This window comes from Variovorax sp. JS1663 (genome assembly GCF_002157355.1).
GTDB lineage: Bacteria > Pseudomonadota > Gammaproteobacteria > Burkholderiales > Burkholderiaceae_C > Variovorax.
The window spans coordinates 1-13,638 of record NZ_LYMK01000038.1; the positions used below are offsets into that span (position 1 = coordinate 1).

Consider the following 13,638-nt stretch of genomic DNA (forward strand, 5'->3'; position numbering starts at 1 on the left):
TTCCCGGCTCCTGCGCAACAACAAACAGCAAGGCACAAGTCAGGCGAACGAGTGCCCTCACCCCACCCCTCTCCCAGAGGAAGAGGAAGCAAGTCCGGCAAAAGGTGAACCCATGATCCACACGGCCGTCCCCAAGGCGAATACCGCTGCCGAAGGCGGAGGTCGCCCATGAGCTACGCCACCATCGACCGCGCCGTCTTCGCCGAGCTCCAGGACACGGCGGGCGCGGACTTCGTGCAGGAGCTGCTGCAGACCTTCTTCGAGGAGGCGCCGGTGATGTTGACGGAACTGCGCGAGGCGCACGAGGCCGGCAACGCCGACGCGTTCCGCCGCGCCGCGCATTCGCTGAAGTCCAACAGCCTGACCTTCGGCGCGCAGGCGCTCGCCGCCATGGCGCGCGAGCTGGAGCTCGGCGGCCTGGCGGCCGCGCCGACGGCGGATGCCCTCGCCGCGCTGCAGGGCGAGTACGACCGGGCCGCCGCGGCCCTGGCGGCGCTGAGCCATGGTTGACCTGCGCCACGCGCCGGCGCATGTGCTGGTGACCGACGACAACAAGGTCAACCGCCTGCTGATGACGCGCAACCTCGAGCTGCTGGGCCACACCGTCCGGTGTGCCGAGAACGGGCGCATGGCGCTGGAAATGCTGCAGCAGAACGGCTTCGATCTGATGCTGCTCGACGTCGAGATGCCCGAGATGAACGGCTTCCAGGTGCTGGAGGCGCTGGCGGGCGATTCGCGCCTGCGCGACCTGCCGGTGATCGTGACCTCCTCGCTCGAGGGCGTGGCCAACATCGCGCGCTGCATCGAGCTCGGCGCGGAGGACTACCTGCACAAGCCGGTCAACCCGGTGCTGCTCAAGGCGCGCATCGGCTCCAGCCTCGAGAAGAAGCGCCTGCGCGACCAGCAGAAGGAGATGGTGCGCCGCTTCGTTACCCCCGAGGTCGCGCAGGATCTCGCGCAGTCCGGCTTCGCACTCGGCGGCCGGCGCGTCCAGAGCACCGTCATGTTCTCCGACATCCGCGCCTTCACCACGCTGGTGGAGTCGCAGCCGCCCGAGGAGACCATCGAGCTCCTGAACACCTACTACACGCTCGTGTTCGAAGCCATCACCAGCCACGGCGGCGTGGTCAACCAGATGATCGGGGATGGCCTGATGGCCATCTTCGGCGCGCCGCAGCCGCTGGCCGACCACGCGGCCGCGGCGGTGCGCGCGGCGCTGGACATGGTGGAGATGATCGAGCTGCTGAATGTCGAGCGCACCGCATCGGCCAAGACCGCGCTGCGCATCGGCGTGGGCATCGCCACCGGCGAGACCATCGCCGGCTACACCGGCACGCAGCAGCGTGCGACCTACACCTGCATCGGCGACGCCGTCAACCTCGCCGCCCGGCTCGAGACGCACACCAAGGAGGCGAGGCGCACGATCCTGATCGATGCCGCCACCTGTGCCGCGCTCGAGGGACGTTTCCCGGTCGAGGCGCTCGGCAAGGCCCAATTCAGAGGCAAGGCGGCGCCGGTGGAGGTCTTCGCGGTGCCGTGGGTCGGCGCGAAGAACGAAGGAGCAAGCCGATGACAGGAGGAGGGACGCGCATGTCAACGACCGGATTGCTCGACACCGCGCTGGCCGCACTGGACACGGCCCTGGCGACACCGACGGGGATCGTCGCGCTGTGCTCGGCCACCATCGCGGGCGTGCTGATCATCATCAGCTCCTTCGTCAGAACCATGATCCCGCTGCGCTACCTCGCGGTCGGGGGCAACCTGGGCTTCCTGATCTACGGCGCGCTGCATCCGTCGCTGATCCTGGTGTTGCTGCACGGCGTGCTGCTGCCGATCAACATCTTCCGCGCCGGGCAGATGGTGCGCCTCACCCGCCGCGTGCAGGTCGCCGCGGCCTCGAACGACCTCTCCGGCGTCTGGCTGCGGCCCTACATGCGCAGGCGCAGGCGCAGGAAGAACGCCGTGATCTTCCGCAAGGGCGACGAGGCCACGCACCTGTACTTCCTGGCCGACGGCGTCATCGAGTTCGTCGAGATCGGCGAGAGGCTGGAGGCCGGCCGGCTGTTCGGGGAGATCGCATTCTTCGCCCCCGACAAGCGCCGCACGCTGACCGCGCGCTGCGTCACGACGTGCACCGTCCTCCAGATGGACGAGGCCACCTTCAAGAACCTCTATTTCCAGAACCCCACCTTCGGATTCGAGGTGGTGACCCTCGTGACCCGGCGGCTCCTGGCCGACCGCCAGCGGTTGGAAGAACGGCTTGCGGCCAGCCCCCGGTCGAAAGACCCCACCGAAGAGGAGAGACCATGCCCGACATCCTGAAGCGCGCGACGCGCCGCCACCTCGCGCTGTGGCTCTGGTTCCTGATCCTGCTGCCGGCCATCGCCCACGCCCAGGCGCAGCTGGGCAGTGCCGCGGCGTTGCAGGGAAAGTTCGATGCGGTCAAGTCGCAGCTCGAGGGCAACATCTTCGGGCGCCCGCTGGTGCTCGAATCGACGGAGGCCTCCGGCCAGTTGAGCGGCGACATCTTCGCGGTGCTGAACCACCCCTTCGACCAGGTCAGCGCATCGCTGAGCCAGCCGGCCGTCTGGTGCGACGTGCTGATGCTGCATCTCAACACCAAGCACTGCGCGGTGCGGGGCGGCGAGGGCAGCAGGACGCTGGCCGTCTCCGTCGGCCGCAAGTTCGACCAGCCGCTGTCGGAAGCGCAGCGGGTGGACTTCGTCTGGGCGGCGCCGACCACCTCCGCGGACTACCTGAGCGCCAGGCTGAGCGCGGACAAGGGGCCGCTGTCGACGCGCGACTACCGCATCGAGCTCGAAGCCACGCCGCTTCCCAACGGCAAGACCTTCATGCATCTCGGCTACGCCTATGCCTACGGGACGGCGGCGCGCATCGCGATGCGGGGCTATCTCGCGACCCTCGGCGCGGACAAGGTGGGCTTCACCGTGACCGGCAAGGATGCGTCGGGCCAGCCCGAATACATGGGCGGCGTGCGCGGTGTCGTGGAGCGCAACACCATGCGCTACTACCTCGCCATCGATGCCTACCTGGACTCGCCCAAGCAACTGCAGCCACGCCTGGCGGCCTGGTTCGACAGCACGGAGCGCTATGCGCGGCAGCTGCATGAGGTGGATCGGGAAGACTATCTGACGATGAAGCGCAACGAGTACAAGCGGCTGGCCAGCGGGGCGACGGAATAGCACGCTGCAGGAGGGCCGCCTCGCGGTGGCTGTATCCGCGTATACAGCCAGGCCGCCCCCGCCCATGGAAGACTGCGGGCTTTCTCCAAGCCGTGAAACCCGCATGAACATCCCGCCTGCCAAGCAACAACTCATCGATCTGTCGCGCCGATTGCTGAAGGAGGTCAAGGACCATCCGATGGGCGAGGCGCTGGAAATCTGGCTGAACGCAACCTACCCCGCGAGCAGCGACCTCTACCGCCAACTGGCGAGCCTCGTCAAAACCGGCATGACCGAGGGATGGGCCTGCCGCGACGAGATCAGGGGGCCCGACTACCGCCGCAGCCAGATCGCGCCGCCCAGCCTGGCGACGTTCGGCTTCAGCATCGAAAGCGTCTACATGCGAGAGATCGTCGGCAGGGAACACGAACACCCGAACGGCGAGGTGAACATGATCGTTCCTCTCGACGCCGGTGCGCGCGTCGGCGAGGTCCACGCGGGCTGGACGTGCCCGGCGCCCAGGAGCCAGCACTTCCCCGAGGTTCACGGCGGCGCGGTGATCTTCCTCTACTACCTTCCCGGCGGCGAGATCCGGTTCACTGGGCGCTGACATGGAAACGGAAGAAGTCATCCGGCCCGGTTTCGAGGACGCGATCCGCACCCGGCGCTCGATCCGCCGCTACCTGCAGACGCCGGTTCCGAAGGAACTGGTCTTCCGACTGCTCGATCTCGCCGCCCGGGCGCCGAGCAACTCGAACACCCAGCCCTGGAACGTCTATGTCCTGACCGGCCGCGCGAAGGAAGCGCTGAGTGCTGCCATCGTCGATGCGCACCGGCATCGGCGCAGCGAGCATTCGGAGGAATACGCCCACGATGCGCGCAAGCCGCTGGAACCGTACCAGTCGCGCCGCCGGGACTTCGGCGCCAGGCTCTACGGGCGGCTCAACATCGAGTACTCGGAGAATCCGCAGCGCGATGCCCAGATCGCGCGCAACTACCAGTTCTTCGGCGCGCCGGTGGGCCTGATCTTCACGCTCAGGCGCGAGCTGGGCCTCGGCAGCTGGGTGGACCTCGGCATGTTCATGCAGACGCTGATGCTCGCGGCACGCGGCCACGGGCTCGACACTTGCGCGCAGGTGTCGTTCGCCAAGTACCACCGGCTCATCAAGCCGCGGCTTGCCATCGACGAGGCCGAGATCGTGGTGTGCGGCATGGCGCTCGGGCACGCGGATCCCGCCGCACCGGAGAACGATGGCTGGATGCCCCGGCTGTCCGCACGCGAGTTCGCACGCTTCTTCGATTGAAGCGGCAAGCGCTCGAATGACGGCCGCGGGTATAGCGCTATACAGCGTCGCGCCGACCTCGCGGCTTCTAATTTCCCCACCGATCGAAACATACGGAGCGGATCATGAAGAGAACATATCGAGGGTTGGCCGTCGCGGCCTTCGCCTTCCTGGCGGTCGCCACGTCGGCACCTGCGCAGATCAGGGTGGGCGTGACGCTCTCGACCACCGGCGCGGCTGCGTCGCTCGGCATTCCCGCGCGCAACGCCGTCACGCTTCTGCCGCGCAGCATCGCGGGCCAGGCGGTCGAGTACATCGTGCTGGACGATGCTTCCGACCCCGTTGCGACAGTGAAGAATGTGCGTCGCTTCCTGACGGAAGACAAGGTCGACGTGGTCGTCGGTTCGTCCACGACGCCCAACAGCCTCGCGATGATCGATGTCGTCGCGGCGGCGGAAACGCCGATGATCTCGCTCGCCTCGTCCGTGCGGATCGTCGAGCCGATGGACGCCAAGCGCCAGTGGGTGTTCAAGGTCGTGCACAACGATACGCTCCAGATGACCACCATGGTCTCTCACATGGCGGCCAACGGCGTCTCGAAGGTCGGGCTTGTCTCGGTGAACGATGCGTACGGCGAGGGCGTGATCTCCGAATTCCAGAAGGTCGCACCGGCACGCAGGCTGGGGGTGGTGGCCCATGAACGCTATGCACGCACCGACACCACCGTGCTCGCGCAGGTGCTGAAGGTGATGGCGGCGCAGCCCGACGCGGTGCTGGTGGCCGCCGCCGGTACGCCGGCCGCGCTGCCCGCCAAGGGGCTAAGGGAGCGCGGCTACAAGGGGAAGATCTACTTCACCGACGGTGCCGTCAACGAAGATTTCCTGCGCATCGGCGGAAGCGATGTGGAGGGCGGCTTCCTTCCGTCGGGCCTCTTCGTGGTCGCGAAGCAGCTGCCCGACAGCAACCCGAGCAAGGCGGTGGCGCTGGACTTCATCCGCCGCCACGATGCGGCGTTTCCCCCGGGTACCGCGAACCACTTCTCCGGCCACACCTGGACAGTGGGCCTGCTGCTGCAGAAGGCCGTGCCCCTGGCGCTCGCCAAGGGCAAGCCCGGCTCCGCCGAATTCCGGCGGGGCCTGCGCGACGGCCTCGAGCAGACGCGCGAGCTCGTCACGGCGCAGGGCGTGATGAACATGAGCCAGGCGGATCACGTCGGCTACGACCAGCGCGCCAGCACGATGGTGACGGTCGAGCGCGGCACCTGGAAGCTCGGCAGGTAAGCATGGATTCCACGATCTCGCTCATCCTCGCGCAGGACGGCATCAGCACGGGCGCCATCTACGCGCTGCTGGCGGTTGCGCTGGTGCTGGTGTTCGCCGTGACGCGCATCATCTTCATCCCCCAGGGCGACCTGGTCGCGTGGGGCGCGATGACGATCGCCGCGTTGCAGGCCGGCCATCGGCCGGCCACGGTGCATCTGCTGCTTGCGCTCGGTTTCGCCGCCTTCGCCATCGACGGGTTGCGGCCGCAGCCATCGGGCTCGAGCCGGCTGCGCCCGCTGGTGCGGGCTTCGCGCCATCTGGCGGTTCCGCTCGCTGCCGCCGCCGTCGCATGGTGCATGCCGCTGCGGGACATGGGCCTCGCGCTCCAGGTGGCGCTCACGCTCGTCATCGTCGGCGCGATGGGTCCTTTGCTCTATCGCCTCGTCTATCGGCCGGTGGCGCGGCAGAGCGTGCTGCTGCTCCTGATCATGTCGGTCGCCTTGCACTTCGCGATGATGGGCATGGGACTCGCGATGTTCGGCCCCGAAGGCGTTCGCTCGAACGCGCTCGTCGCCGGCAGTTTCGATCTCGGCGCCGGCCCGGTGAGCCGGCAGTCGATCGCGGTGGTCGCGTCATCGGCGCTGATCATGGTGCTGCTGTGGTTCTTCTTCGACAGGACACTCGAAGGCAAGGCCATGGCGGCGACGGCGGTGAACCCCGTGGGCGCACGGCTGATGGGCATCGAGGTGACGAAGGCCGGCGGCATCTCGCTGGGACTCGCGAGCTGCATGGCGGCCGCCTCCGGCATCCTGATCGGGCCGACCACGACCATCTACTACGACTCCGGCTTCGTCATCGGGCTCAAGGGCTTCGTGGCGGCGATCCTCGGCGGGCTGTGCAGCTATCCGGTCGCGGCGGCGGGCGCGCTGCTCGTGGGCTTGCTGGAAATCTTCGCGTCGTTCGCCGCGAGCGCCTACACCGAGGTGCTGGTGTTCTCGCTGGTGCTTCCGGTGCTGCTCTGGCGCTCCATCGCCACGCATGCGCACGACGGGCGGGACGCATGAGCGCGGTCGTTTCTCCCGCCGTGCCGCCGGTGCCGACATCGGCAGGCCGGCGCATCGGCCTCGTCCTCGGCTGCCTCGTCGCGATCGCGCCGCTCGCGCCCATCCCGGAGTACTGGATCACGCTTCTGAACTACATCGGCCTGAACGCGCTGGTGGCGTTGGGCATCGTGCTGCTGACGGGCATCGCGGGCATGACCTCGTTCGGCCAGGCCGCGTTCGTCGGCGTCGGAGCCTATGCCGGTGCGCTGGTCTCTTCGCACTTCGCGGCCTGGCCGTGGCTCGGCCTCGCGGCCGCGCTGGCCGTGGTGGTGCCGATGGCCATGGCGCTCGGACTCCTGACCATGAAGCTCTCGGGACACTACCTGCCCATCGGCACGCTGGCCTGGGGCGTTGCGCTGTATTACTTCTTCGGCAACCAGGAGGCGCTCGGCAAGTTCGACGGGCTCTCCGGCATCCCGCCGGTCACGGTGTTCGGCTGGCCTCTCACCACGGGGCGCGAGATGTATGTGCTGATCCTGAGCTTTCTCGCCGGGGCGATGCTCGCGGTGCGCAACCTGCTGGATTCCCGCGTGGGCCGTGCCATTCACTCGCTGCGGGCGGCGCCGCTGGTGGCGGAGTCGTGCGGCGCGTCGGTGCCGCTCCTGCGCATGCGCGTGTTCGTCATCGCGGCGCTGCTCGCGGGCATCGCCGGATGGCTCTATGCGCACACGCAGCGGGCGGTGAATCCGACGCCTTTCAATTTGTCGGCCGGCATCACGTACCTGTTCATGGCCGTGATCGGCGGCGCGGCGCACATCTGGGGCGCGGTGATCGGTGCGGCCGCGGTGACCGTCGCGGGCGAGCTTCTGAAGGACGCGCTGCCCCGTCTCCTCGGCTCGGCAGGCAACTATGAGGGCGTCGCGCTCGGCGTGGCAACCATCCTCCTGCTGCAGCGCGCACCCGACGGCATCTGGCCGGCGCTCGTCGGGAAGCTCGGCCCGCGGGAGCAGCCTGTGCAAGGCGATGGCGATGCCGCCACGCTGTGCCGGCCGGCCTCGGTGCGCAAGCGTCCGCTGCCTGCGCGCGGGACGCCTCTGCTCGAGGTGCACGCGGTGCGCAAGCGCTATGGCGGGCTGGTCGCCATCGACGGCATCGATCTCACGATGCGGGCCGGCGAGATCGTCGGACTGATCGGGCCCAACGGCGCGGGCAAGAGCACGCTCTTCAACGCCGTGAGCGGTGTGTTGGCGACCGACGGCGGAACCATCGCCTTCATGGGCGCTGACCTGACCGGACGGCAGCCGCGGGAGTTCGCCCGCAGCGGCATGGGACGGACTTTCCAGCATGTGCAGCTGCTGCCCGAGATGACCTGCCTGGACAACGTTGCCATGGGTGCATACCTGCACGGTGCGAAGGGCTGGATTGCGAGCATGCTTCGGCTCGACCGGGCGGAAGAGCGCGACCTCAGGGCCCAGGCGCTCGCGCAACTGAACCGCGTCGGGCTCGGCGCGTATGCGGAGCGGCGGGCGGGATCGCTCGCGCTCGGGCAGCAGCGCATCCTCGAGATCGCGCGCGCGCTCGCTGCGCAGCCCGTGCTGCTGCTGCTGGATGAGCCCGCGGCCGGTTTGCGCCACGGGGAGAAGAGGGCGCTGGCGATGCTGCTGCGCGCGCTGCGCGCCGAAGGCGTGGCCGTGCTGATCGTCGAGCACGACATGGACTTCCTCATGGCGCTGGCCGATCGCCTCGTGGTGACGCAGTTCGGCAAGGTCATCGCGGAGGGTTCGCCCGAGGCGATCCGCTGCGATCCCGTCGTGCAGACGGCCTACATGGGGGACGCCGATGACTGAGTCGCGCGCACTCCTCGAGGTGGACGACTATTCCGTTCGGTACGGGCAGGCCGTGGCTGTCGATCGTGCGCGGCTCGCGTTGCACGCGGGGCAGGTCGTGACCGTGATCGGCCCCAACGGAGCCGGCAAGTCCTCGCTGCTGAACGCGATCATGGGCCTCGTGCCCGCCAGCGGCAGGCTTCGCTTCGGCGCTGCCTGCGATGCCGGCACGCCGCTCGAGAAGCGCGCGCGGGCCGGAATGGCGCTGGTGCCGGAGAAGCGCGAGCTGTTCGGCACGATGACGGTCGCGGACAACCTGTGGCTCGGCACGTATTGCCGGGGGCGCTCGCTCGCTGCGATGCGCGACGACGTCTATGCGCTCTTCCCGCGTTTGGCCGAGCGCCGCCGGCAGGTCGCGGCAACGCTCTCGGGCGGGGAGCGCCAGATGCTCGCCATCGGGCGTGCGCTCATGGGCGCGCCAACGCTCCTGATGCTCGACGAGCCCAGCCTGGGCCTCGCGCCGCAGGTGGTGCGCGAGATCTTCCAGCTCGTCGCCGGGTTGCGCGAGCGCGGCGTCGGCATCCTGCTGGTCGAGCAGAATGCGCGCGCCGCGCTGCGCATCGCCGACTACGGCTACGTGCTGGAGAATGGTTGCATCGTGATGGAAGGCGAGGCCGCCACCCTTCTCGGCGACACGCGCATCGGCAAGACCTACCTCGGTACCGCTCTGGACTACCGCGAAGACTCCCCTCGGGAAATCCGATGAAGGAACAGCTGACGCGCCGGACGCGCACCGCCGTCAGAGGCCGCCGATCCGGTTGAGCGCGACCGGATCGAGCACCGTGATGGAGTCGTCGTTCATCTGGATGACGCCGCTGGCGGTCAATTCCTTGAGTGCGCGCGTGACGGTGACGCGTGTTACGCCGACCAGCGCGGCGATCTGCTCGTGCGTCAGCCGCGTCGTGATCAGCATGCCGTCGTCCGTCGGCACGCCGTAGATGCTGCACAGGCGCAGCATCATTTCGGCGATGCGCGCGCTGGGCGAGGCCATGGTGAGAGCGAGCAGCCGGCTCGCCAGTTGCCGCTGCTTGTAGGCCGTCACCCAGAGGAAGGACGTCGCGAGTTCCGAGTTGCGCTTGAATGCGGCGGGGAGATCCTGCGAGCGGTACTCGATGACTTTCACCGCCTCGATCGCGGTCGCGCTGGAGAAGCGCGGCAGGCCGTCGAGCGCGGCGCCCTCGCCGAGCACCACGCCCGGCCCCATGATCTCGAGGATGAGCTCGTACCCGTCGGGGCGTGTCATCGACACCTGCACGCGGCCGGAGATGATGACGTAGAAGAGCGATGAGATCTGGCCCTGGTCGTAGATCCGCTCGCCGCGCGCGAACTCCATGAGGCGCGCGCCCGGGTCGGCGAGCAGCGCGTCGCAGACATTCTTTTCGAGTACGCGCAGGGTTTCCGCGTTTTTCATGCCGTTCGTCCCGGTGCGATGTGCGCTCGAGTATCGCGGAACGCCCGGAATCCGCCAGCCGGAGCGCATGGCCGCGCGTCCCGGTCCGGTCATCGAATACACTGCGCCCCGCTCGCGGCGGCCATTGCCGCGGGCCGCCACAGGCAACGTGGCGAATTCAACTCATAGGAAATCAGCTTTGAACCGCATTGAACTCGTCGAGAAGATCGCAGACACCCACAACGTCAGCAAGGCCGAAGGTGCCCGCATTCTCGAGACCGTGACGAGCAGCATCGTCGCCGCCGTGAAGAAGGGCGATCCCGTGCAGATCGTCGGCTTCGGCACCTTCAAGCAAGTCGCCCGCGCCGCACGCTCGGGCTTCAACCCCAGCCTCGGCACCAAGATCAAGATCGCCGCGCAGAAGGTGCCGAAGTTCGTGCCGGGCGCCGCCTTCAAGGCCGCGGTCGATCCGAAGGCCGCGAAGCGCAAGGCCGATGCCGCGCCCAAGGCGAAGCCCGCCGCGAAGAAGGCAGCCGCCAAGAAGAAGTGAAGTCCTGCGGCCTCGCGCCGCGCGGACAGGACGACGGCCCTTCGGGGCCGTTGTCGTTTCTCACTCCAGGGCCGTGGCCGGTCCGAAGAACTCGTAGCGTGCCTGCGCATCCGGCACGCCCAGCGCGCGCAGCGCCGCCTTCACCTGCTTCATGAAGGGCTTCGGCCCGAGGAAGTAGGCGTCGACGTCGACGGTCCCGGCGGGCAGCCAGTGCGCGAGCTTCTGCACGTCGAGGCGCCCGATCGCATGCGGCGCGTCGGCGCCGTCGCGGGCTTCCTCGTAGCAGTAGAAGCGCTTGAGCTGCGGATGCTTCCTGGCCAGCGCCTCGACCGTCTGGCGGAAGGCATGGACGCCCTGGTGGCGCGCGCAGTGGATGAAGTGGACGACGCGCGAGGTCTGCAGCGCCGCGTCGAGCATGGCCAGGGTGGGCGTGATGCCCACGCCGCCGCTGATCAGCACGAGGGGCCGATCGCTCGGTTCCAGCGTGAAGGCGCCGGCGGGCGGGAACAGTTCGACGACGCTGCCCGGGTGGACGTGGTCGTGCAGGTGGCCCGATGCGACGCCGCCTTGCTCGCGCTTGACGCTGATGCGGTAGGTCTTGCCGTTCGGCGCCGCCGACAGCGAATAGTTGCGCCGGATGTCCTGGCCGTCGACAGTGAGGCGGATGCCGATGTACTGGCCGGGCTGGAAGTCGAGCACGGGCTGGCCGTCCACGGGCGCGAAGTAGAAGGAAGTGATCTCCTCGCTTTCGACTTCCCTGCGCAGCACCTCGAAGGCACGGCCGCCGCGCCAGCCGCCGGGGGCGGCCGCGTTGCGGTCGTAGGCCTGGCGCTCGGCACCGATCAGCATGTCGGCGAGCTGGCCGTAGGCGGCAGCCCAGGCCGCGATCACCTCGTCGGTCGCGACCTCGGCGCCCAGCACTTCGCGGATGGCCCGCAGCAGGCAGGCGCCGACGATGGGGTAGTGCTCGGGCTGCACCTGCAGCGCCACGTGCTTGTTGACGATCTGCCCGGCCAGCGGGCCGAGCGCCTCGAGACGATCGATGTGCTTCGCGTACATCAGCACGCCGTTGGCGAGCGCGCGCGGCTGGTCCCCGCTGGCCTGGTGGGCCTGGTTGAAGAGCGGCCGAACCTCGGGATGCTCGTCGAGCAGGATGCGGTAGAAGTGGGTGGTGAGCGCCTCGCCGCCGGATTCAAGCAGCGGGACGGTGGCGGTGACGATCGACTTCTGTTGGGCGGTCAGCATGGAAAGCTCCTTGGGGATGGAAAGACGGGTGCCTTCTCTTTGCAATCCGCGTTCCAGGGCCGAGGCCGAGCAAAATCAAAGACTTGCAGAGGGGTGTGTCTTTTTGACATGGCCAAAAATCGAGTCCATCTGACGCATCTGGAGTCGAAATGACCACGCACCCGCTGCTCCAGGCCATCATCCCGCTGGTGGCCGACATCGCCCGCGAGCTGCCCAGCGCCGAGCGCTACCGGCGCCTGCTGGAGGCGCTGCGCGTGCTGCTGCCCTGCGATGCCGCAGCACTTCTCCGGCTGGAGGACGGCTGGCTGGTGCCGCTGGCGGTAGACGGCCTGAGCAGCGACACGCTGGGCCGGCGCTTCCGCGTCGGGGAGCATCCGCGCTTCGCCGCGTTGCTGGAGGCGGACGGCCCGCTGCGCTTCCCGGCCGACAGCGCCTTGCCCGACCCCTACGACGGCCTGGTCGAGGGCCACCAGGGGCATCTGCCGGTGCACGACTGCGTGGGCTGCGCGGTCCGGCTGGACGACCGGCCCTGGGGCCTGCTGACGCTGGACGACCTGGCGCCCGATCGCTTCTCCAGCCTCGATCTCGCGGTGCTGCAGTCCTTCGGCAGTCTGGCTGCCGCCACGGTCAGCGTCGCCGCGCGCATCGAGCAGCTGCATTCGCGCGTCGAGCACGAGAGCCTGCGCGCCGAGGGCTACCGGCTGGCCGCCGCGCCGCGCGCGCGCACGCTGATCGGCCGCAGCGCCGCGATGCGGCAGCTGCAGAAGGAGATCGGGCTCGTGGCCGGCAGCGAGCTGCCGGTCCTGATCCAGGGCGAGACCGGCGTCGGCAAGGAACTGGTGGCCGAGGCACTGCATGCGGGATCGACGCGCGCGGCGCGGCCGATGATCAGCCTCAACTGCGCGGCGCTGCCCGAGACGCTGGTCGAGAGCGAGCTCTTCGGCCACGTGAAGGGCGCCTTCACTGGCGCGCTCGGCGAGCGCCCGGGCAAGTTCGAGCTGGCGGACGGCGGCACGCTCTTCCTCGACGAGGTGGGCGAGCTGGCGCTGCCGGTGCAGGCCAAGCTGCTGCGCGTGCTGCAGAGCGGCCAGCTGCAGCGGCTGGGATCGGATCGCGAACATCGCGTCGACGTGCGGTTGATCGCCGCCAGCAACCGCAACCTGGCCGACGAGGTGCGGGCCGGGCGGCTGCGCGCCGACTTCTATCACCGCCTGAGCGTCTATCCGCTGCACGTGCCGCCGCTGCGCGAGCGCGGGCGCGACGTGCTGCTGCTGGCCGGCTTCTTCCTGGAGGAGAACCGCTCGCGCCTGGGCCTCGGCGGGCTGCGCCTGGACGCGGACGCGCAGGCGGCGCTGCTCGCGCACGACTGGCCGGGCAACGTGCGGGAGCTGGAGCACCTGCTCGGCCGCAGCGTGCTGAAGGCGCTGGGCCGCCAGCCGCAGCGGCCGCGCATCCTCAGCCTGACGGCGGAAGACCTGGACCTGCCGGGCCGGCGTGGCGCAGCGAGCCCGGCGCCCGTCCCTGCGCCTGACGAGCCCACGGCGGGGGAGGGCGCGAGCCTGCGCGATGCGGTCGCGCAGCTCGAGCGCCGGCTCGTCACCGAGGCGCTCGCGCGGCACGGCTTCAACCGCTCCGCGGCGGCCCGCGCGCTCGGCCTGGACCGCGCCAACCTCGCGCGCCTTGCCAAGCGGCTCGGCGTCGTGCTGCCGGGCGCGCCCCGCTAAGTACTAACCCGAGTCGCGTCACTCGGGCGACCGGACGGCCCCTCGCGGGCCATTCCGGAACTTCGTACGCCGC

14 protein-coding genes are annotated in these 13,638 nt (G+C 69.1%); 12 read left to right on the top strand and 2 right to left on the bottom strand.

Translation table 11 applies throughout. The annotated features are described in order from the left end of the window. Positions 1–168 precede the first annotated feature (168 nt). From A8M77_RS25730 to A8M77_RS25775, 10 genes are all read left to right on the top strand, one after another. Positions 169–510 (top strand): Hpt domain-containing protein, encoded by a 342-nt coding sequence (locus A8M77_RS25730; protein ID WP_086924363.1) that lies wholly within the window; start codon positions 169–171, stop codon positions 508–510. Further along, positions 503–1,573: an adenylate/guanylate cyclase domain-containing protein gene (locus tag A8M77_RS25735; RefSeq protein WP_086924364.1), complete on the top strand. Its 1,071-nt coding sequence runs from the start codon at positions 503–505 to the stop codon at positions 1,571–1,573. Before A8M77_RS25730 ends, A8M77_RS25735 begins: the two co-directional genes overlap by 8 nt. A gap of 17 nt (positions 1,574–1,590) precedes the next feature. Continuing rightward, positions 1,591–2,322 carry a Crp/Fnr family transcriptional regulator gene (locus A8M77_RS25740; RefSeq protein WP_158100995.1) on the top strand — a complete coding sequence of 244 codons (732 nt, stop codon included), beginning with the start codon at positions 1,591–1,593 and terminating at the stop codon, positions 2,320–2,322. Further along, complete coding sequence (locus A8M77_RS25745) at positions 2,307–3,203, top strand: hypothetical protein (RefSeq protein WP_086924366.1); 897 nt, start codon at positions 2,307–2,309, stop codon at positions 3,201–3,203. The genes A8M77_RS25740 and A8M77_RS25745 overlap by 16 nt, the downstream gene beginning before the upstream one ends. Before the next feature lie 103 nt (positions 3,204–3,306). Then, a complete protein-coding gene (locus A8M77_RS25750; RefSeq protein WP_086924367.1) occupies positions 3,307–3,792 on the top strand; it encodes a 4-hydroxylaminobenzoate lyase in 486 nt (161 codons plus the stop codon). Between the two features lies 1 nt (position 3,793). Further along, positions 3,794–4,486, top strand: a complete 693-nt coding sequence (locus A8M77_RS25755; protein WP_086924368.1) for a nitroreductase — start codon at positions 3,794–3,796, stop codon at positions 4,484–4,486. A gap of 104 nt (positions 4,487–4,590) precedes the next feature. Next, positions 4,591–5,745 (top strand): ABC transporter substrate-binding protein, encoded by a 1,155-nt coding sequence (locus A8M77_RS25760; RefSeq protein ID WP_086924369.1) that lies wholly within the window; start codon positions 4,591–4,593, stop codon positions 5,743–5,745. Between the two features lie 2 nt (positions 5,746–5,747). Continuing rightward, positions 5,748–6,791, top strand: coding sequence for a branched-chain amino acid ABC transporter permease (locus A8M77_RS25765; RefSeq protein ID WP_086924370.1), 1,044 nt, complete (start codon positions 5,748–5,750; stop codon positions 6,789–6,791). After that, entirely contained in the window at positions 6,788–8,617 is a 1,830-nt protein-coding gene (locus A8M77_RS25770; RefSeq protein WP_086924371.1) for a branched-chain amino acid ABC transporter ATP-binding protein/permease, read from the top strand. The genes A8M77_RS25765 and A8M77_RS25770 overlap by 4 nt, the downstream gene beginning before the upstream one ends. Continuing rightward, positions 8,610–9,362, top strand: a complete 753-nt coding sequence (locus A8M77_RS25775) for an ABC transporter ATP-binding protein (protein WP_086924372.1) — start codon at positions 8,610–8,612, stop codon at positions 9,360–9,362. The genes A8M77_RS25770 and A8M77_RS25775 overlap by 8 nt, the downstream gene beginning before the upstream one ends. A gap of 33 nt (positions 9,363–9,395) precedes the next feature. On the opposite strand, the gene A8M77_RS25780 is transcribed toward A8M77_RS25775, so the two are convergent. Further along, positions 9,396–10,067 (bottom strand): Crp/Fnr family transcriptional regulator, encoded by a 672-nt coding sequence (locus tag A8M77_RS25780; RefSeq protein ID WP_158100996.1) that lies wholly within the window; start codon positions 10,065–10,067, stop codon positions 9,396–9,398. A 178-nt stretch (positions 10,068–10,245) separates the two neighbouring features. Here A8M77_RS25780 and A8M77_RS25785 point away from each other — a divergent pair, with 178 nt between their 5' ends. Continuing rightward, entirely contained in the window at positions 10,246–10,596 is a 351-nt protein-coding gene (locus A8M77_RS25785) for an HU family DNA-binding protein (protein WP_086924374.1), read from the top strand. Positions 10,597–10,656: 60 nt separating this feature from the next. Here A8M77_RS25785 and hmpA read toward each other — a convergent pair whose 3' ends face one another. Beyond that, positions 10,657–11,841, bottom strand: a complete 1,185-nt coding sequence (gene hmpA / locus A8M77_RS25790) for an NO-inducible flavohemoprotein (RefSeq protein WP_086924375.1) — start codon at positions 11,839–11,841, stop codon at positions 10,657–10,659. 149 nt (positions 11,842–11,990) lie between these two features. On the opposite strand from hmpA, the gene norR reads away from it, so the two are divergent. Further along, positions 11,991–13,565, top strand: a complete 1,575-nt coding sequence (norR, locus tag A8M77_RS25795; RefSeq protein WP_086924376.1) for a nitric oxide reductase transcriptional regulator NorR — start codon at positions 11,991–11,993, stop codon at positions 13,563–13,565. Positions 13,566–13,638: the final 73 nt, after the last annotated feature.

Bases quoted from the DNA above. Each gene is read 5' to 3' on its own strand.
- A8M77_RS25730 (WP_086924363.1), top strand. From the start codon at position 169: ATGAGCTACGCCACCATCGACCGCGCCGTCTTCGCCGAGCTCCAGGAC.
- A8M77_RS25750 (WP_086924367.1), top strand. From the start codon at position 3,307: ATGAACATCCCGCCTGCCAAGCAACAACTCATCGATCTGTCGCGCCGA.
- A8M77_RS25780 (WP_158100996.1), bottom strand. From the start codon at position 10,067: ATGAAAAACGCGGAAACCCTGCGCGTACTCGAAAAGAATGTCTGCGAC.
- norR (WP_086924376.1), top strand. From the start codon at position 11,991: ATGACCACGCACCCGCTGCTCCAGGCCATCATCCCGCTGGTGGCCGAC.
- A8M77_RS25760 (WP_086924369.1), top strand. From the start codon at position 4,591: ATGAAGAGAACATATCGAGGGTTGGCCGTCGCGGCCTTCGCCTTCCTG.
- hmpA (WP_086924375.1), bottom strand. From the start codon at position 11,841: ATGCTGACCGCCCAACAGAAGTCGATCGTCACCGCCACCGTCCCGCTG.
- A8M77_RS25765 (WP_086924370.1), top strand. From the start codon at position 5,748: ATGGATTCCACGATCTCGCTCATCCTCGCGCAGGACGGCATCAGCACG.
- A8M77_RS25740 (WP_158100995.1), top strand. From the start codon at position 1,591: ATGTCAACGACCGGATTGCTCGACACCGCGCTGGCCGCACTGGACACG.
- A8M77_RS25775 (WP_086924372.1), top strand. From the start codon at position 8,610: ATGACTGAGTCGCGCGCACTCCTCGAGGTGGACGACTATTCCGTTCGG.
- A8M77_RS25735 (WP_086924364.1), top strand. From the start codon at position 503: ATGGTTGACCTGCGCCACGCGCCGGCGCATGTGCTGGTGACCGACGAC.
- A8M77_RS25745 (WP_086924366.1), top strand. From the start codon at position 2,307: ATGCCCGACATCCTGAAGCGCGCGACGCGCCGCCACCTCGCGCTGTGG.
- A8M77_RS25755 (WP_086924368.1), top strand. From the start codon at position 3,794: ATGGAAACGGAAGAAGTCATCCGGCCCGGTTTCGAGGACGCGATCCGC.
- A8M77_RS25770 (WP_086924371.1), top strand. From the start codon at position 6,788: ATGAGCGCGGTCGTTTCTCCCGCCGTGCCGCCGGTGCCGACATCGGCA.